Genomic DNA, 19924 nt, shown 5'->3' with positions numbered 1-19924 from the left:
AGGGCGAACGCTGTTTGCCCCTGTGTTATTTATATCTGTTATATTTTATCAGCTATAAATATTCAGTATGCAAGGTGCAACATAAACCACTATGATCACTATAGCTCCCGCACCGATTACTGCCACAAATGCAGCGGTTTCCATAGTTTCTCCGAATTTCAGTTTCTTTCTTATGAAGAAAAATCCTGCTGTCAGTGCAATGCCTGCGATAGTCAGTGCAAGACCTGCATAAAAGCCCTTTGGCACGCTTGTTACAGTTATGGTGTTCTCGCCCTCCTGCAAGTCAAAGCTTACAAGGTCACCGAAAACCTTGTCATATGAAACAGCCTTGCCGTTGACCTTTATTTTCAGACCCTCCTGATATGGTATCTGAAGCACACATTTCTGTCCTGCCTTTGCATTAACGCTTCCAGAAAGCTTGCCGTCACTGTCTGTAAGACCGGCGGTCTGTGCCTGCTCAAGTGCCTTTTCAAGAACATTGTGGTGAAGCCCGAAAACGCCATAGGAACGGCAGCTTGTGATGTCTTTCTTCAAGGTCACACGCACGTTGACGTGTTCATTTTCAAATTCCCCAAGCTTCAAAAGCCCGTTACTCGATTGTGACGGATAATCCATCTGTTTTACCTGACCGTTCACTGTTACCATGAAGCTTCCGTTTATATCTTCGCTGAGGCTGTTTGAAAGCTTGTCGAAGCAGTCAAAATAAAGTGTCTGCTTGTCTGTCACATCTATGCTGTAGTCCATGTAGGCTACATCGCTAGTAGTAGTGAGGGTGTAGTTCGGTTTAAAGTTACTGTCGTCCTGCACACCATAGATCGTGGTGTATTCGTAGTCTGTGATAAGCTTGTTACCGTTGCCACCGAAAAGCTGTTCAAAAAGCTTCTTCTGAACGTTACTTCTTGTGCCTGTGGAAAGCTCCTCACTGCCGCTCAGGTCAGCGTCGGTCACAATGCCAAGGGGGAGATAGTATTCTGTCGGCACTATTTCGTAGGTATCGTTTGAATATACAGCGTCAGCCGAGCCTGTACTTTTTTCAATAAGATATTTTACTGACAGCAAAGCGTCAGTAAGCTCCGTTCCGCCATATGAGCCTACCTCCATCCAGTAGGAGGAGTAACCAAGCTGTTTCATCATGTACATATAATCACGGCTTGTGAGGGAGGTGTAGTGGCTCAGGGAATTGTATCCCATTGAACCGACCAGATTGACCTCGAAAAGCTTGCTTGCGGTCTTTACTCTGTAAAAGCCCTCTGTTTCGTCAAGTCTGTCTGAAAGATCCATTATCTTCTGATGATTAGCCGCACGCTGAGGATTGTTCATGCTTGGGGATACCATATAAATGTTCACGTTTGCGTAGGACTCAGCCGCAACGAACATTGCAAGGAAGACAGCAAATATCTTCTTTGATATCCAGCCTTTTTTGTGTAGCAGAACGACAATCGCATAAAATGCCGCCGCCACAATGAAAAATTCAAGGCAAAGCTCAAAGGCGGTGCTGTCCTGCCAAAGACTTGAAGTGTATTTTGATATTCCCGAGCGGTTGTTTTCAACAAAGCCCTCAGAGAAGTTGTAAAAGCCGTAGATAAGTGCCGCAAGTATCAGGAATATAACAAAGTGGTCGCAGTTTTTCTTTCCTTTTGCCACTGCGTTTTCCGATGAAAGGAAATATCCTGCGCAGATAAGTGCGAAGAAAATGGTGATGAAAGCGTATCTGCATGGGAATGACATATAGCTTCCCGTGTGCCACATAAGGTTCGCAGGCTCTATTAAAATAGGTACGAGCATCAAAAAGAGCATTATAAGGTCGGTGTTAAGACGCTTGCTCCTCTTTTTGCCGTCAAGAAGAAATACCGCAACTATCACTATGACCGAAGCCGTTGACAACAGCAGGCAGAAGGTCGTGTAGTAGTTTGTGATGAATGAAGAAGTCTCAAGCTGTTGGATAACTGACTTTGAACGTCCGCTTGACAAAAACTGCAGGAAGCATGGTATCCATACCACCGCCGAAAGCAATGCACCAAGGAGCGAGCCTATAACAAATCTGCATGGAACGTCCTTGTATTTTTCTTCCTTGCGGTAACGCCAACAGCAAAGCGCCATGAAAAGCAGTATGAAAACAACTATCATGTAGCTGATGTAGTAGTTCACTATCATCATAAGTGTGAGCATGACAGTGTATGGGATAATGCGCTTTTTCTCAAAAAGCTCCCTGAACGCCACCATAAGAAGCGGGAAAAGATACATCATGTCGAGCCATATGTTGTTCTGATAATAGAGCATTCCATAGCCGCAGAATGCATATATGACGCTGAGTACAGCGCCAATGTAAGGGTCGAGCTTTTTTTGACAGGAGCGGAAATATATCTGCGCCGTGACAGCCGCCGTCATCATTTTAAGCACTGTGAGAATGTTCACAAGGTAGATGATGTCAGCCTTGTCAACAAAAAGCACAAGCAAGGTGTAGGGGCTTGCGATAAAGAAGAAGAAAACGCCCCACAGGTCCATTCCTCCTGCGTTGTGGAAGTTAAGGAACATTCCGTCCTTGCCTGTGAAAATATCCTTGAAGTCGGTGAGCAGGGGTATCACCTGCTGTGACATATCACACCATGATACAGTGCCGTCACCAAAAGGGTAAAGCCCATGCCGATAAAAAGCAAATCCCATTATGAGCAATACAGCCAGAGGTGGGAAGATAAAAGGCAGAGCTTTTTTCAGCTTATCCATTTTGTTCAGTCCTCCATACATAACATAGTTTTTATATTTTTCTTTAAAAAACATTATAATTATACTCCATTAAGAGTCAAAAATCAATATTAAATAAGCCAACTTTAGGCTTCGTATGATGAAAATTATGTGAAAAACATGGTCTGATGTTGATTTTTTTGCAGGGAGGTGCTATAATAGGCTAGTGAAAAGGCAGAAGTGCCATTAATAATGATCGAAAGGACGATAAAAATGAAACTTAAAAAGCTATTCAGAGCATTGGCTCTTTGCACAGCAGGCGTGCTTGCCTGCGCAGTTCTTACAGCCTGCGGAGATAAGGGTGACAGCTCATCACAGACCTCTGCGGCTGACACTGACAAGAAGTTCGTTATCACGCTTTATGCCAATGACGCACCTATCACCTGCGAGAACTTCGAGAAGCTGGTAAAGGAAAAGTTCTATGACGGACTTACTTTCCATAGAGTTGTAGACGGCTTTATGGCACAGGGCGGTGACCCTAACGGTGACGGCACAGGCGGAAGCAAGGAAACTATCAAGGGCGAGTTCTCAGCAAATGGCGTTGAAAACAGCCTGAGCCATACAAGAGGCGTTGTTTCAATGGCAAGAGCAAACGATATGGACAGTGCCTCAAGCCAGTTCTTTATCTGCTACAGCGATAAGGATACCTTCCTTGACGGACAGTATGCGGCTTTCGGCATGGTAACAGAGGGCATGGACGTTGTTGATGACTTTCTTAAAGTTGAGAGAACAACAGGTTCAGACAACGCACAGTCAAAGCCTGTTACGCCTATCACTATCGTAAAGGCTGAAATGATAGATGATGACGCAGACGGCAACCACAGAGTTCAGTTCACAATGAATTTCTAAGCTGATTTTCACAAAGAGGTGTCCCCATTGGGTGGATACCTTTTTTGTTTACTAAAATGGTTTGGCAAAACAAAAAATTCATAATTTATATATCAAATCACTGATAAAAGCTATTGCAAAAAGCCGTTTGTTCAGTTATAATATATGATATAGGTTTATGCACAGTCGGTATTGGAGGGCTGTCGCTATCAATTTTTGAAAGGAATGTATGTTATGAAGAAATTTGCAGCAGGACTTATTGCAGTGGCAATGAGCGTTACAATGCTTGCAGGCTGCGGAGTGCCTGCTAATACAGTTCACAGCGTTGACGATCTGGAGGGCAAGACTATCGGTGTTCAGCTTGGAACAACAGGCGATATCTATGCCGAGGACGTTAAGGACGCTAAGGTAGAAAAATACAACAAGGGCGCTGATGCTGTTCAGGCTCTGAAGCAGGGCAAGATAGACGCTGTTATAATCGACGCTGAGCCTGCTAAGGTATTCGTTGAGAAGAACGACGATCTTGAAATACTTGACGAGCCTTTTGCTGAGGAAGAATACGCTATCGCTATGAAGCTTGACAACACTGAGCTTCAGACAGCTGTCAACGGTGCTCTCAAGGAGCTTAAGGCTGACGGAACACTTGACGCTATCAAGGCAAACTACGTTGGCGAGAACGCTGGCAAGAACCCATACAAGTCCCCTGATAATGTTAGCAGAGATAAGGGTACGCTTGTAATGGCAACAAACGCTGAGTTCCCTCCATACGAGAGCAAAGAGAACGATAAGGTCGTTGGTATCGACGCTGATATGATGCAGGCAGTTTGCGACAAGCTTGGTTATGAGCTTAAGATAGACGATATGGCATTTGATTCTATCATCTCAGCCGTTCAGTCAGGCAAGGCAGACGTTGGCGTTGCAGGTATGACAGTTACACCTGACAGAGAGAAAAACGTTCTTTTCTCTGACACTTACACATCATCAAGTCAGGTAATAATCGTAAGAAAGAAATAATTTTTCACACTTCGGCTGTCGTAGAGCGGCAGCCGAAATTATTTTGATAAAGAACAGGAAGTGCTGAATTGAACAAATTGATCGACGATTTCCAGCAAAATTTTTTGGACGAGAGCCGTTGGCATTATCTTACCAATGGTCTTAAAACAACACTTATCATAACCTTCTTTGCGGTCATACTTGGCTTTGTGTTGGGATTTCTTGTGGCTATAGTCCGCTCTACTCATGATAAGACAGGCAAAATGAAGATACTCAACGCCCTTTGCAGAGTGTATCTTACAGTGATAAGAGGAACTCCTATGGTAGTTCAGCTCCTTATAACATATTTTGTTATTTTCGGAAGTGTGAACATAGACAAGACTCTTGTGGCTGTGCTTGCATTCGGCGTGAACTCAGGCGCATATGTGGCTGAGATAGTCCGTTCAGGTATCATGTCAGTTGACAACGGTCAGTTTGAAGCAGGAAGAAGCCTTGGCCTTAGCTATCGTCAGACAATGATAACAATAGTTCTTCCGCAGGCTTTTAAAACTGTTCTGCCTGCCCTTGCAAACGAGTGCATAGTTTTGCTTAAAGAAACCTCTGTTGCAGGATATATCGCAATTCAGGACCTTACAAAGGGCGGAGATATAATCCGTTCTCAGACGTTCTCGGCATTCATGCCGCTTATAACAGTTGCACTTATTTACCTCATAATGGTAGTTGTGCTTACTCATCTGGTAGGAAAGCTTGAAAGGAGGCTGTCGCAAAGTGATAGACGTTAAACATCTCAGCAAGTCTTTCGGCGAGGTCGAAGTGCTGAAAGATATAAACGAAACTATCGACAAGGGCGAAAAGGTCGTTATCGTTGGTCCGTCAGGCTCAGGAAAATCCACCTTTCTCCGCTGTCTTAACCTTATGGAAAGACCTACTTCTGGAGATATTTTCTTCGAGGGCGAGAACATCACTCAGGCGAACGAGCATGAAATGAACAAGCTCAGACAGAGAATGGGCATGGTTTTTCAGCATTTCAACCTCTTCCCACATCTTACAATAAAAAAGAATATCACTCTTGCCCCTGTGAAGCTTGGCCTTATGACAGCCGATGAAGCCGACAAAAAGGCGGAGGAGCTTTTGGAAAGAGTTGGTCTGCCTGATAAGGCTGACGAGTATCCTTCAAGGCTCTCAGGCGGTCAGAAACAGAGAATAGCTATTGCACGTTCACTGGCGATGAACCCTGAAGTAATGCTTTTTGACGAGCCTACTTCTGCACTTGACCCTGAAATGGTGGGCGAGGTGTTGGAGCTTATGAAACAGCTTGCAAACGACGGAATGACAATGGTTGTCGTTACCCACGAAATGGGCTTTGCAAGGGAAGTTGCTTCAAGAGTTCTGTTTATGGCAGACGGAAAAATACTCGAGCAGAACAAGCCGTCAGAGTTCTTTGCACACCCTGAAAATCAGCGTTTGAAAGATTTTCTCTCAAAAATTATATAGAAGCCAACACCGCACAAGGGGCGTCTATCGCCTTTGTGCGGTGTTTTTTTGTTTGCAAAGGTCTAAAATGCTTGACATTATGGGCGTTATGGTCTATTATTATTTTATACGACTTTATTTTAATAGGAGATACATAAATGAGTTTAAAAAACGCTTTCACCATTATTTTCGGCAAGCTTATGGTAAAAACTCTGCACCTGCTTGGCAGGGACGCAGGCAACTTTCCTGGGCTTGTGCTGTGGACTATAAATAAAGACTGCCTGAAGGCTTTCAAGGTGGATTGCCCTATCGTTGCTGTCACAGGCACCAACGGCAAGACCTCTGTTACAAACTATCTCAGCCACATTTTTGCAAGCGGTGGAAAGAAGATAATCACAAACCCGGAGGGCAACAATCTTGATACGGGAATATGCTCACTTTTGCTCAATCACTGCGATATGAGGGGCAGAGTCCACGCCGATTATCTTGTGCTTGAAACTGACGAGTCACACGTTCCTGTGGTCTATTCAAAGCTCAATTTGCAGACCCTTGTTCTGCTAAACTTCTTCCGTGACCAGCTTGACAGAAACGGCGAGGTGGAAACACTCATTCTCAAGGTGAAAAAGTTCCTTGAAACATTTGAGGGCAACGTTGTTCTCAATGCCGATGACCCAAACGTGGCAAGACTTGGACTTGCTAACCCTAATAACAAGAATATCCACTATTTCAGCGTTGACAGATATCAGGGCGCAACGGATAAGCCTTATGAGGTGGGCGAGGGCAAGTTCTGTCCTTTCTGCGATACTGAGCTTGTCTATGACTATTATCAGTATTCACATATCGGCAAGTTCCATTGTCCAAAGTGTGGTTTCGGCAATATCAAGCCTGAGGTGGAGATAAAGAACGTTGACCTGACTGTTCCGTCCTTTGAAGCAGACGGGGAAACATATAAGACCGCTCATAACAGTATCTATTATATGTATAACATGGCAGCTGTCTATACCGCCGCAAAGCTCTATAATTTTGATAAGGCTATATTGCATGACACTTTCGAGCATTTCGAGGTGAATAACGGCAGACTTGAACGCTTTGAGGTTGACGGCTCAAGCCTTCTTGTGAACCTTGCTAAAAACCCTGTTGGCGCAAATATGACCCTGCGTGTGATGAACGAGCAGGCAGGCTCAAAGGAACTGCTTTTTGTCCTTAACGATAACCTTGCAGACGGCCATGACGTTTCCTGGATATGGGATATAAACTTCTCTGTGTTCAATAATGTTGACAGAGTTGTGACTTCTGGTACAAGAGCCTACGATATCGCCATAAGAATAAAATGTTCAGGCTATGACCCTGACAAGATATTCGTTTATCCTGATCTTGACGAAGCAACAGCGTCACTCTTCTCCACAAAGGGGGATAAGTTTGCCATAGCAAATTATACCGCTATCCAGCCAACAAGAGCGGCAATAAAAAGATACAAGAACCTGAAAGAAAACGGGGAGGAAAAGTAAAATGGAAAAGCTGAAAATTCTTCATATGTACCCTAATATGCTTGACCTCTACGGCGACAGCGGCAACGTTGAAGTGCTTTCATACCGCTGCAAAATGCGTGGCATAGAGCTGGAAGTTTCAAAGCATCTTATTGGTGACAAGGAAACTGATTTCACCCAGTATGATATCATCTATCTTGGCGGCGGTGCTGACTTTGAACAGCAGATACTTGCAGATGACCTCGTTTCCTGCAAGGACAGTATCATGGAAGCTTATAAGGCAGGAACATTTTTCCTGATGATATGCGGCGGCTATCAGCTCATGGGTCAGTATTATAAGGACTCAAACGGTGAGAAAGTGCCTGGACTGGGGCTTTTTGATTACTATACTGTGGCGTCTACCGATAAAAGATGCAGATGTATCGGTAATATCGTTATAGAAGCTCAGCTTGACGGAGAAAAATACAAGGTCATAGGCTTTGAAAACCACGGCGGACAGACCACCAACGTCAAGTCCCCATTCGGAAAAGTCCTTTCAGGCAACGGCAACGAGTTTGAAAGCAGTACCGAGGGCTATATGGAAAAAAGCGTTATCGCAACCTATCTCCATGGTCCGCTCCTGTCTAAAAATCCAAAGGTCAGCGACTATGTTATTTCATATTGCATGAGCCGTAAGATTGGCGAAAAGTATATCCCCGCACCTATAAACGATAAGCTTGAAGAAGATTGCCGCAAACAGCTTTTTGAGAGGCTTGGTGTGTAAAAATGTTTTCACTGTTCAAAAAGAAGCAGGCTCAGAGCGAGCCGCCTCTTAAAAAGAAAATAAAGGATATGAAGTGCAGAAAAATAAACTACGTCGACGAGGGCTTTGATACCCTCGCATCGGAAATGTCTGCCGACCCGAAAGCTATTCTCAGGCTCAAGCCTGTGAACTATTATGCCATAAAAAATAAATATATCATGGGAAAAGTTTATACGTCTGAGGATCATCAGGAGAATTATGTGCAGTTTTTCAGATACGAGTATGACCACGAGTGTGGAAAAACTGATATCTACCCCCTAAGTGCAGAGCTTGTGTCAAAGGCTCTTGCAAAGGTGGGCATAATAATAGACCTGAAAGCCCTTGCCAAAGACCAGTGAGGAAACGAAAATGGCTTCAAAACTTGACGAATTTGATATGAAAGCCCCTGTGGCTGACCTGCTTTATCCCTCTGTGGAAAAGCACAACGCAATGAAAAAAAGAGCTGCCGCCCTTGAAAAGCTCCCCAGAGCGTTTGTTGACAATCTGGAGCTTGAAAAGGTGGCTGATTTTATCACGCCCCATTACCAGTATCGTGTAATGAGGCTTTTTTGTGAGGTTTGCGACGATGAGGAGGTAATAAACTACCGCCTTGATATCCTTGATGATTTCATAAGGCTTCCGTCATTGTCTGCCACCATACGCAAGGTGATAAACGTCATGGTGGAAAATGACAGAAAGAACATCTATAATCTTACTACTCCCGACAGCTTTTCACAGCTTGATGATGCCATAAGCGGCTTTGACGCTTACATACAGTGCATGGAGATAATGCACGATTTTTATGGAAAAATGAAAGATAAGATACGCTCAGAGGGCGTAAAAAAGCTTTTTGCGTTCTTTGAGGAGCATTACGGTGACAAGCATTATATATCCCTGAAGGGTGAGATAGAGAAGCTTAAAAAGGCGCTCTATGACCGCATACGAAGTGTTACGGTCGCTATAAACCTCGACGAAAGGCTAGTTCCTGTTTCAGCAGGCATTATAGAGCTTTCAAAAGAGCGTTACGATATAAAACCGTCCCTTGTTGACAGGATACTTTACCATGGGGCAAAGTTCAACGATAAGGCTGTTGTGAAAAATCTCAGAAAAAAGTATAATGACAGCGAGGTGTCTGACGATAAGCTTATCAATACTGTGGATAAGACCCTTTTTGACGAGCTTAGCGATCTTACTGATACTTTTGTGAAAATGATAGACAAGGTGCTTGCTGAGTATCAGAAAGCAGGCATTGCCGATATGCGCTATATAGACTATCAGCTTGAATACTACATGGGCGCAGTGGCTTTGATAGAAGCCTGCGAAGATCAGGGGCTTAAAATGTGCCGTCCGAAAATTCTTCCTGCAGGTGAGAGAAAAGCCGTCATAAAGGATATCTTTGACCCTGTTTATTTCCGTGAAGCCAGGATATATAATCTTGACCACAAGGAGAAAAAATCCGTTGTCACAAACGATATCACCATGGGAGGTGACAGCGAGGGCTTTTATGTGCTTACGGGCGCAAACAATGGCGGAAAGACCACATTTCTCCGTGCGGTCGGTCTGTGTCAGATAATGGCGCAGACAGGGCTTTATGTGCCTGCTTCATACTGTGAAATATCCCTTGTGGACTATATCTACACTCAGTTCCCGCAAGAGGAAAAAACAGGTATCGACACAAGCCGTTTCACCACGGAGATAAAAGAGTTCCGTGAAATAAGCGACACTATCACAGCAAACAGCCTGCTTCTTATGAACGAGTCTATCCAAAGCACAACCCCAAGGGAGTGTGTTGAGGTCGCCTGCGAGCTTTTGAGGATATTCTGCAAAATGGGCGTGAGAGGAGTTTTTGCAACACATCTTGTGGATATCGCATACAAGACCGTGGAGCTTAATAAAGACAGTACGCTCAGAACAAAGCTTGCAAGCATTGTCGCCGACGCAGATGATGAAACAGGAGAGCGAAAGTATAAGATAGTCCGTGGAATGCCCCGTGACAACAGCTTCGCTCAGACTATCCTTAAACAATACGGCATAGATATGGAAACGATAGAAAAGCGTATAAGGGAGAATAAAGCCTGACTATTACAGAATTGTAACCATACTTGAAAATTTCTTTGATGTGTGATATACTGAAACATACAACTATGAAGACAGGAGATAAAACCATGAAAAAGATACATAGAACATTGAGCCTTTTTACAGTCGCTGCAATGTGCGCCGCACATCTCTGCTCATGCGGAGATGTGCCTGACAGTTCACAGACCGACAGCAGCTCAAAGGCAGCCACAACTACAACAGCCGACACAACGTCTGATACAACCACCACAGGGGAGGCGAGCAGTACAGCTTCTGCCACTTCTGCGCCTGACAGCAGTGTTTCAGACAACTCATCATCGGTAACGGACGATACAAAGACGAACGGTATCACACCTGCTATGTGGAAAGTGACTTCACCTGAGGGCAACACAATGGTGATGCTCGGCTCTTTCCATGCACTGAAAGACGAGTGCTATCCGCTGCCTGAGGCAGTAACGAATGCGTACAACAATGCTGATATACTTGCGGTGGAGTGCGATATAACCTCCACAAGCGAGGACGGCGAGTATATGAAAAATCTTATGAAGCAAATGCTTTATAATGATAACACAAAGCTCAGCCAGCATATTTCCGAGGAAGCATATTCAGCCCTGCAAACATATCTCGGCTATTGGGGCATGGATATCTCAGCCCTGGAGGTCTACAGACCATGGGCTGTTTCAAGCACTCTTGATACCCTGCTTATTCAGGATTCAGACTTTGACACGGAAAAGGGTCTTGATAACTTCCTTCTTACCACTGCCCACGCAGACGGCAAGGAGATATACGAAGTTGAGTCGGTGGATTTCCAGATGAATATGCTCATAAATTTCTCTGACGATATCTATGACCTTATGTTCAGAAGCTACGAGGGTGAAACCAAGGAGAGCCAAAAGCAGGCTCTTGAAGACCTCTATACCGCATGGAAGTCGGGAGATATCGAAACCTTCCTTGAGGAAGATAACGAGGAGGAGCTTGCAGGCTATACCGAGGAGGACAAAAAGATCGCCGAGGATTATAATAACCAAATGCTCTATGACAGAAACAAGAACATGGCAAAAGCTGCCGAGGATCTTATGTCTCAGGGCAAGAACGTGTTCTATGTTGTTGGTGCGGCACACTATGCAGGCGAGGGAGGAATAATCGACCTGCTTGAAAAAGACGGCTACACAGCCGAGCGTGTGCAGTATTGATGGATCTATAGATTTGTATAGGGGAAAGGGGTAAAAAATAAATGCCACATTCATCAGGGGGAGGCTCTCACAGCGGAGGGTCACACAGCGGCTCAGGCTTTTCCAGCTCTTCATCAAGTTCGGGAGGGTCGAGTGCTAAACACATAAAGCACACAAGCTTTCCTGGGGCAAGAAGATACGTATACTATGAAAACTATCGTCCTGTCTATGTCTATGCTGACTATGATATTCGCAAGGGGACCGCTTCAGGTAAGTTTTTCAGTATACTTGGCAGTGCTGTCAGCCTGCTCTTTGGTATCATGCTTCTTGCCATGTGCTATGATAAGCCACAAAAAATGGATACAAGTCCTTCTTATAGCTGTGAGATAGTGGACTGTGCAGGGGTAATTGACGATGCCGATATGGTGCAAAGCGCAATAGATGATTTCTATGACGAAACGGGTATACCTGTTGAGGTAATGACAGTGAACAACGAGGATTGGCAGGGAAGCTATTCAAAGCTAGAGGACTTTGCCTATGATATGTATGTGACGGAATTTGACGACGAGGAGCATTGGCTGGTGGTTTATTCTTTGACATAAAATAACCCCCTTTAGAGTTACACCATTTTATTATTTCATGTGTCTACTCTAAGGGGATTATATCAGGCGATGATACCGACAATATCATAACTGTAGATGTAGCAGACGATTTCAAAGATCTTATGCAGAAATATCTTACCGCCAACAGCCGTTATGATGTCAGCTCCGCTATAGCAGCGGCTTTTGATGAAACTACGCCAAACGTTATGGACGGTCATGTAGAGTGGCTGTTCGTGATATGGGGACTTCTCTTGTCAGGTATCGGGGCTTATGAGATATATCAGACGCTTATTACGAATAAAAAGGCTTACCGAAGCGCAGTGAAATGTGCAAATGATGCAAAAGAGGACACCTGCGAATACTGCGGAAATGTCTATGTTATCGGCACTTGTCATGAGTGCCCACACTGCGGAGCACCGCTCAGACCACATAACGTGGAAACAGAACAGCCTGTCGCAGATGCTGCAAAAAAATAAGAAAGGGGTAAATAATAAATGCCACATTCATCGGGAGGAGGCTCTCACGGAGGAGGATCACACGGAGGCTCGCATCACAGCAGCCATTCGCACGGAGGCTCAGGAAGAAGCTCACGCCACGTAAGAAGCACCTATTTCCCGGACGCAAGAAGATATGTATATTATGATCATCACAGACCTGTCTATGTCTATGCAGATTATGACATAACCGAAAAAAGAAGTCCTTTGAGATTTCTTATGCTGCTTTTCTATCTGCCGTTTATTTTATTCACATTTTCTATGTTTGCCGAGGCTTATCATCACCCTCATAAGCTTCCACAGAACTATGATTATAAAATAGTTGTGGAGGATAAAGCAAATGTCCTTGGCAACACCGCAGAGCTTAGGAACTCGCTGGTGGCATTTTATAACCGCACCGGTATCTCTCCTGCGGTCATAACAGTGGAAAATTCCGATTGGCAGGGGTATTATTCAGATCTTGAAAATTATGCCTATGATCTGTATGTGAACCACTTTGCGGACGAGAGCCATTGGCTCATAGTTTACTCTACCCCTGACGGCTATTCTTCCTCTGACGGCTATGAGGATTGGTATTGGGAGGATATGCAGGGCAATGATACAGATGATGTTCTGACAGGATCAGTAACGAACAGCTTCAATGACGAGCTGCAGAAAAATCTCACAGCGAGAACACGCTATACAGTGTCCTCGGCTATCAGCACATCATTTGACGACCTGACGCCTACCGTAATGAAGAGTAAAGTGAATTGGGCTATGCTATTTACTTCGATCGCCATTCTGGCCTTTGTGTGTCTGCACGCCTGCCTTATGATAGGCATAAATCCAAAGGCGAGAAAATATGCCAAAGCAAAGCCATGTTCTGACGCAGCTCAGGAAAAAGCCTGCGAATATTGCGGCTATACCTATGTCGTAGATACCTGTACAGAATGTCCTCATTGCGGAGCGCCTATCCCACCGGAGGATCAGCCTGGGGCACGATTTACTTGATAAAAAAAATCACCGCCTGAGAAGCTATTTCTCTCAGGCGGTTTTGTTTGTCATTTTTAGCCGTACATTTCAGTCTGCTCAGCGTAGCTGTAGATTATCTCGGAGTCAGGGTCAATGGCAACTCCCTTTGCGTGGAAAAGCTCTGTTATGGTAACGAACTCGTAGCCCTGTTCTTTGAGCGCAGGGATTATCTTATCAAGGGCTTCAACTGTCTGAACGTTTCCGTTCATATCGTGAAGCAGGATAATTCCCCCGTCCTTAGCCTGTGCAAGCACCTTTTCAACACGCTCCTCAACGCCTATGGCATTGTTATAGTCCTCTGCACCGTATCCGCATATAAACGGCATATCTATAACGTCAAACATTGTCTGGTTCACCGCAATATATGGCGGACGGAAAAACTGTGGACGTTCGCCAACAGCCTTTTCCACCTTGTCAGAGGTAAAGTTTATCTCCGCCTTTATTTCCTCTGCGGTCATTTTTGTCATGTCAGGGTGGCTCTGAGAGTGGTTTTCAATGTCACAGCCCATGTTGTAAGCACGCTTCATGATCTCTGCACTCTCGTCAGTGATGTTGTTTCCGATAACGAAAAACGAAGCCACAATGCCGTGTTCTTCAAGCTTGTCAAGCACAAGGGGAGTTGTGTCAGTGTTAGGGCCGTCATCAAAAGTGAGGGCTATCACTTTTCCGTAGTCAGACTTGTCACGAAGCTGTCTGCGCTTATTCTGTGAACTGCTGTCCTCAGCCTTTGAGCTTTCTTTTTCCAGACTACTGTTTTCACCAGTCCCACAGCCCGCTCCCATAGCAAGGCTGAAAGCCACAGCACCCATAAGAATAGTTTTAAGCACCTTTTTCATAAGATTTTCTCCTTTGTTTTTATTATCTCTATGATAGCATATTTCCACTTGATTTTCAATAGAATTTGATGATAAAGCAACAAAAAACGAGCGGTCAAAAACCGCCCGTCAAATGTCTTTTATTTTTCAGAATGTTTCTTGTCCTTGAAGAATTTTCTGTATATTGCCACTGTGATAACAGCATATATCGTTCCCGTTAGAACGCCTGCGATAACGTCGAATGGATAGTGTACACCAACATACAGCCGTGAGAATGCAATGAGTGTTGCCACTATAAGTGCAGGCACGCCATATTTTTTCGGCATCTCCATGAACATTACCACCGCCACTGCAAAGGAAGCTCCCGAATGTCCAGACGGGAACGAGTAGTCCGATTGTGCCCCTATTATCCTGTTAAGCCCCTCGACCACCTCGTAAGGTCTTGTTCTGGCAATAATGTTTTTGAGAATGATGTTGTTTATAAGAAAAGTCACCGCAAGGGAGCATGAACACACGATGCCTGTTGTTCTAGTCTTTTTCAGTATGAGAAGTAAAACGCATATGCCTATCCATAACGCACCTCCGTTTGCAAGATATGTTATGAACTTCATTATGGGGTCGAGCCACCCTGCACGCAGGTTGTCCTGTATCCATAACAGTATGTCGCCGTCTAGTTTAAGTAAGGTGTCTAACATTTATCCTCCTGCCATTTATGTAAATCTATCCCTTGAATATATTTACATCAAAACTGACAAGCCCGTCAAAAAACGAGCCTGTCCTTTGTGTATTAATGCTTTAGTTCATATTTTCGCAAATTAATATTATGATAAGTTCATTTTCGTGTATAAAAAGCTTAAAATCATGTGTCATACCCTTAACAAATTCAATTTGCATAGAAATTTGATTTCCAATTACAACTTAACAGGCTCTATCTTCCAGATGTTTTCTGCATAGTCCTTGATAGTTCTGTCAGAAGAGAACTTTCCTGCATTTGCAATGTTCAGCCAGCACTTCTTAGCGAATGCAAGCTTGTCCTTGTAGTCTGCGTTGACCTTGAGCTTTGCCTGAACATAGCTTTCAAGGTCGCCAAGAACATAGTAGTGATCAGGAACGTGCCAGCTTGCACCGTCAGTGAGCGCCTTGTAAAGCTCCTTGAAGCTGCCCTCCTCGTTGGACGGAACGCCGCCGTCTGAAAGACTGCCGTCAATAAGCTTGTCAAGAACACGCTTTATCTTGTCGTTTGAGAAAAGTATCTCCCTAGGGTCATACTTTGGCATTATCTCAGCCAGCTCCTCTACTCTTGCACCGAAGATGTAGTTGTTCTCCTCGCCTGCCTCCTGAACTATCTCAACGTTAGCTCCGTCATAAGTTCCCAGTGTAACAGCACCGTTGAGCATAAGCTTCATGTTGCCTGTACCGCTCGCTTCAGTGCCTGCCGTAGATATCTGCTCGGAAACATCAGCCGCAGTAACAAGCTTTTCCGCATAGGAAACGTTGTAATTCTGTACGAATACTACCTTGATAAGGTCTTTTGTGTCAGGGTCAGCGTTCACAAGCTTGCTTATCTCGCCAATAAGCTTGATGATAGCCTTTGCTCTGCGATATCCCGGTGCAGACTTAGCACCGAAAATAAATGTTGTCGGTGTGAAGTCCTTTATAGAGCCGTCCTTGATGCCATAGTAAATGTAAAGTATAGACAAAGCGTTAAGGAACTGCCTCTTGTATTCGTGCAGACGCTTGATCTGAATGTCAAAAATAGTGTTCGGGTCGATGTCAACACCGTCATGCTCCTTTACAAAAGCGGCAAGGCGGTTCTTCTGAGCCTCCTTAACAGCCATGAACTCGTTAAGAACAGCTTCATCATCAGCATATTTTTCAAGCTTTTTAAGCTCGTCCAAGTTCTTCACCCAGTCCGCATTGCCAAGAAGCTTTGTGATAAGTGCGGAAAGCTCAGGGTTGCAAAGTGCAAGCCAACGTCTTTGTGTGATACCATTGGTCTTGTTCTGAAATCTCTCAGGATAAAGCTCATACCAGTCTTTAAGAGCGTCCTTTTTCAGTATCTCAGTGTGGATAGCCGCAACACCGTTTATATAGCTTGAAACATAGATAGCCATAAACGCCATTTTTACCATGCCGTCGCCAACAGGAGAAAGCTTAGAGATATATTCTCTGTCCTTTTTGAGAGCGTACATATCCTTTATAAAACGCTCGTTTATCATAAGGATATATGTGTAGACCTCAGGCACTACCTTTTCCACAAGTCTGCAATCCCACTTTTCAAGAGCCTCAGCCATGATAGTGTGGTTTGTATAGTTAAAGACCTTGTGGGCGATCTCAAAAGCCTTGTCAAAGTCATAGCTATGCTCAGCACAAAGCTGTCTTATAAGCTCTGGCACAGCGATAACAGGGTGAGTATCGTTAAGCTGGATAGTAATATAGTCGCCAAGGTTGTCAAGAGTGCCGAACTTAGCCAAATGCTTTTTGAGAATATCCGTCACAGAAGCGGAGGAGAAGAAATATTCCTGTTTAAGTCTGAGTATCTTGCCCTCTTCACAGTTATCGTTAGGGTAAAGCACCTTAGAAATGTTCTCAGCGTCATTTTTAGCCTTTACGGCACCGTCATAGTTACCGCAGTCAAACTGAGCGAAGTCGAAATCCTCCACGCTCTCAGCCTGCCAAAGTCTGAGTGTGCCAACGTTCTTAGTGCCAAAGCCGATAACAGGCATATCATAAGGCACAGCATAAACAGTCTGGTCGCCGTATTTAACGACTACCTTGTCATTTTCGCATCTCTTAGACCAAGGGTCGCCGTACTTAGTCCAGTTGTCAGCCTCTTCCTTTTGGAAACCGTCAACTATCTTCTGCTTGAAAAGACCATACTTGTATCTTATTCCGTAGCCGTCCAAAGGCAGGTCATGAGCGGCGGCGGAATCGAGGAAGCAAGCGGCAAGTCTTCCAAGACCGCCGTTGCCCAGGGCAGCGTCCTCTATTTCTTCAAGGTCATTAAGACTTCTGCCGTGAGCCTTCAAAAGCTCGTCCACTTCGTCAGTGATACCAAGGCAAAGGAGATTGTTATAAACGGCTCTGCCCATAAGGAACTCCATAGAGAGATAGCAGGCTCTGCGGCTGTCAAGGTGAGCCTTTCTGCTGTTCTCCCAATCGCTGTCAATAAGCTCCATAACAGTAGCCGACAGGCTTTCGTGGAGCTGCCAAGGCAGAGCTTTTTCAACGCTCGTGCCAAACTTCTTTTTCAGGTCTTTATTAAGTTCGCTGTAAAACAGTTCTTTGTTCATTGGTTTTTATCCTTTCTGATATTTTATGTATTCTATTGCATTTTGTACTTTGTGATTATCCGCATAACGTATGGTAGGGGCGAACATAGTTCGCCCGTCGAAGAAACAAGCAACGATAACAACATGGCTCAATAACCATGAAAATTTTCCCACCGCACCGTAGGGGACGACGCCCTCGGCGTCCCGCACCCCTCGCCGTTTCGACTGCAATCTCATTTGTGTTATCCGCACAATGTTGCTCTGCACAAATTCTGGATAATTTAAACCTTGTCACTTCGAGTGGGACGTCGCATTTCTGGGAAACAGAAATTGAGCCGTTTCCCTACAATGTTTTGGCCAATTTTCTTCTGCCGCAAAATCGCTGTCGCTCTTTGCGGATCTACGTTGCGCTAAGGAATAAAAAAGCGGTGCAGGTTTATGCTTCGATGTTGGTTTTATTTGATGTTTGGGTTCTTTGTGCTTTTTGGATTTGTTCTGCACCGCTTAGTAGGCTTACGCCTATTGAGGCTCTGCCTCAAACTCCGCAGGGGCTTTGCCCCTTGACCCCACAAGCCCTCTAGCGTCGGGCTTGAGCCTGCGCTTTATTGCTCGCTACGCTCGGTGCTTGTGCACAACTCTGATAAGCTATGCACATTCCTCACTCCTCATTCCTCATTTATCCCTGCTCTATCTTCCATAAACCGCTGTTATCTTCGCCAATCTCTCCGCCAAAGTATCATCAAGCTTATCAAAGCTTTCCAATCTCCACTTCCAATTTGCTCCCACTGTTGACGGTGTATTCATTCTGGCTTTATCGTCAAGGCAAAGTATATCCTGCATTTGTGCGATAGCTGTATCACACACGCTGGACCAACAAAGTCTTACCATTGCCCAAGGCACGAACTCGTCTTTTGTAACTCCAAGATAGTCCTTGCAGTAGCTTCTGGTCTTTTCGTCACAGCTCTTTATCCAGCCAAGTATGGTTTCGTTATCGTGCGTACCTGTATAACAAATGCTGTTTGTGGTCTTAAAATTGTGGGGCAGATAGCCATTTGTGTTGTCAGAATCAAAGCCGAACTCCAGCACCTTCATGCCAGGATATCCGCTTGCGTTGAGCATTTTTACAACGTGTTTTGTAAGGAAGCCCAAGTCCTCTGCGATTATCTTCACGTCCCCAAGCTGTTTTCTCACTTCTTTGAAAAGCCTCATGTCAGGACCTTTTCTCCACTTGCCCTTTTTTGCATTCTTTGCACCGTATGGTATGCAGTAATAGCTTTCAAAGCCCCTGAAATGGTCTATTCTCACCACGTCATAGGTGTCAGAAGCCGCCTTTATACGCTCTACCCACCAGCGGAATTTATCTCTCGCTATGTATTCCCAGTTGTAAAGAGGATTGCCCCAAAGCTGACCGTCTGCCGTGAATGCGTCAGGTGGACATCCTGCCACCTCAACAGGCTTTTTCTCCTTGTCAAGGCTGAAATACTGCGGTGTACTCCACACCTCAACACTGTCATATGCCACATATATGGGGATATCGCCTATTATCTCGATGCCCTTTTCGTTGGCATAAGCCTTTAGCTCTTTCCACTGCTGGAAGTATTTATACTGCACAAAGCACCAGAAGTCTATATCATTTGCATATTCTTTTCTTGCACTTTTTATCGCCTTAGGCTTGTACATTTTCAGCGGTTCGTCCCATTCATACCAAGCCTTGCCCTTGTTGGCAAATTTCAGCGACATAAACAAAGCGTAATCGTATATCCAGTCTTTATTTTCCACCACGAATTTTGAGTATGCCTTTTCAGGCTTCTTGCGAAAACGCTTGTGTGCCGTCCTCAGCACCTTGAAAATGACCTCGTATATCTTGCCGTAGTCAACAGACCCTTTGTCATCGCCCCACTCAATATCCTTGTATTCCGCAGGTTTCAGATAACCCTCTTTCTCCAGAGCTTCAAGGTCTATAAAGTATGGATTTCCAGCGTGAACAGAAAAGCTCTGATATGGCGAATCACCATAGCTTGTAGGAGATATAGGAAGTATCTGCCAACATTTTTGGTGAGCCTTTTCAAGAAAATCCACAAAAGCATAAGCCTCCTTGCCAAGCTTGCCGATACCATAATCGTTAGGCAGAGAGGATATGTGCATTAAAATACCGGACTTACGCATAAAAATGCTCCT

The 19924-nt window shown here is 44.6% G+C and carries 17 protein-coding genes; 12 read left to right on the top strand and 5 right to left on the bottom strand.

The window, feature by feature from the left end:
• Positions 1 to 48 precede the first annotated feature (48 nt).
• Positions 49 to 2724, bottom strand: a complete 2676-nt coding sequence (locus AB5Z01_RS03410; protein ID WP_332008287.1) for a YfhO family protein — start codon at positions 2722 to 2724, stop codon at positions 49 to 51.
• A gap of 231 nt (positions 2725 to 2955) precedes the next feature.
• Here AB5Z01_RS03410 and AB5Z01_RS03405 point away from each other — a divergent pair, with 231 nt between their 5' ends.
• The 12 genes from AB5Z01_RS03405 to AB5Z01_RS03350 all read left to right on the top strand — a co-directional run bounded on the left by AB5Z01_RS03405 (position 2956) and on the right by AB5Z01_RS03350 (position 13638).
• Positions 2956 to 3591: a peptidylprolyl isomerase gene (locus tag AB5Z01_RS03405; RefSeq protein WP_270761470.1), complete on the top strand. Its 636-nt coding sequence runs from the start codon at positions 2956 to 2958 to the stop codon at positions 3589 to 3591.
• A gap of 213 nt (positions 3592 to 3804) precedes the next feature.
• On the top strand, positions 3805 to 4584 hold the full coding sequence (locus AB5Z01_RS03400) for a transporter substrate-binding domain-containing protein (RefSeq protein WP_022287636.1): 780 nt from the start codon (positions 3805 to 3807) through the stop codon (positions 4582 to 4584).
• A 68-nt stretch (positions 4585 to 4652) separates the two neighbouring features.
• Complete coding sequence (locus tag AB5Z01_RS03395) at positions 4653 to 5345, top strand: amino acid ABC transporter permease (RefSeq protein WP_117877813.1); 693 nt, start codon at positions 4653 to 4655, stop codon at positions 5343 to 5345.
• Positions 5332 to 6057 carry an amino acid ABC transporter ATP-binding protein gene (locus tag AB5Z01_RS03390; protein WP_022287638.1) on the top strand — a complete coding sequence of 242 codons (726 nt, stop codon included), beginning with the start codon at positions 5332 to 5334 and terminating at the stop codon, positions 6055 to 6057. The genes AB5Z01_RS03395 and AB5Z01_RS03390 overlap by 14 nt, the downstream gene beginning before the upstream one ends.
• A 137-nt stretch (positions 6058 to 6194) precedes the next feature.
• On the top strand, positions 6195 to 7544 hold the full coding sequence (locus tag AB5Z01_RS03385) for a MurT ligase domain-containing protein (protein ID WP_287215515.1): 1350 nt from the start codon (positions 6195 to 6197) through the stop codon (positions 7542 to 7544).
• A gap of 1 nt (position 7545) precedes the next feature.
• Complete coding sequence (locus AB5Z01_RS03380; RefSeq protein ID WP_287215513.1) at positions 7546 to 8286, top strand: type 1 glutamine amidotransferase; 741 nt, start codon at positions 7546 to 7548, stop codon at positions 8284 to 8286.
• Positions 8287 to 8288: 2 nt separating this feature from the next.
• Positions 8289 to 8663, top strand: a complete 375-nt coding sequence (locus AB5Z01_RS03375; RefSeq protein WP_287215511.1) for a hypothetical protein — start codon at positions 8289 to 8291, stop codon at positions 8661 to 8663.
• A gap of 10 nt (positions 8664 to 8673) precedes the next feature.
• A complete protein-coding gene (locus AB5Z01_RS03370) occupies positions 8674 to 10383 on the top strand; it encodes a DNA mismatch repair protein MutS (RefSeq protein WP_287215509.1) in 1710 nt (569 codons plus the stop codon).
• Between the two features lie 86 nt (positions 10384 to 10469).
• The gene (locus AB5Z01_RS03365; protein ID WP_287215507.1) at positions 10470 to 11573 is read left to right on the top strand and encodes a TraB/GumN family protein; all 1104 of its coding nucleotides are present in this window, start codon (positions 10470 to 10472) and stop codon (positions 11571 to 11573) included.
• A 41-nt stretch (positions 11574 to 11614) separates the two neighbouring features.
• A complete protein-coding gene (locus AB5Z01_RS03360) occupies positions 11615 to 12154 on the top strand; it encodes a hypothetical protein (RefSeq protein ID WP_287215505.1) in 540 nt (179 codons plus the stop codon).
• Positions 12155 to 12276: 122 nt separating this feature from the next.
• Positions 12277 to 12630: a hypothetical protein gene (locus tag AB5Z01_RS03355; RefSeq protein ID WP_287215504.1), complete on the top strand. Its 354-nt coding sequence runs from the start codon at positions 12277 to 12279 to the stop codon at positions 12628 to 12630.
• Positions 12631 to 12648: 18 nt separating this feature from the next.
• Positions 12649 to 13638 carry a TPM domain-containing protein gene (locus AB5Z01_RS03350; RefSeq protein ID WP_287215502.1) on the top strand — a complete coding sequence of 330 codons (990 nt, stop codon included), beginning with the start codon at positions 12649 to 12651 and terminating at the stop codon, positions 13636 to 13638.
• A gap of 56 nt (positions 13639 to 13694) precedes the next feature.
• On the opposite strand, the gene AB5Z01_RS03345 is transcribed toward AB5Z01_RS03350, so the two are convergent.
• The 4 genes from AB5Z01_RS03345 to malQ form a co-directional block, all read right to left on the bottom strand.
• Entirely contained in the window at positions 13695 to 14495 is an 801-nt protein-coding gene (locus tag AB5Z01_RS03345) for a polysaccharide deacetylase family protein (protein WP_287215500.1), read from the bottom strand.
• Between the two features lie 119 nt (positions 14496 to 14614).
• Positions 14615 to 15169, bottom strand: a complete 555-nt coding sequence (locus AB5Z01_RS03340; protein ID WP_117859450.1) for a phosphatase PAP2 family protein — start codon at positions 15167 to 15169, stop codon at positions 14615 to 14617.
• Between the two features lie 216 nt (positions 15170 to 15385).
• On the bottom strand, positions 15386 to 17767 hold the full coding sequence (locus AB5Z01_RS03335) for a glycogen/starch/alpha-glucan phosphorylase (protein WP_368365327.1): 2382 nt from the start codon (positions 17765 to 17767) through the stop codon (positions 15386 to 15388).
• A 666-nt stretch (positions 17768 to 18433) separates the two neighbouring features.
• On the bottom strand, positions 18434 to 19912 hold the full coding sequence (gene malQ / locus AB5Z01_RS03330; protein WP_287215496.1) for a 4-alpha-glucanotransferase: 1479 nt from the start codon (positions 19910 to 19912) through the stop codon (positions 18434 to 18436).
• Between the last annotated feature and the right edge of the window lie 12 nt (positions 19913 to 19924).

The sequence above is a fragment of the Ruminococcus sp. RTP21359st1_H3_RTP21359_211015 genome, assembly GCF_040909065.1.
GTDB lineage: Bacteria > Bacillota > Clostridia > Oscillospirales > Ruminococcaceae > Hominimerdicola > Hominimerdicola aceti.
The sequence above is the reverse complement of the archived record's forward strand: the minus strand, read 5'-3'. Positions and strand labels throughout refer to the sequence as shown.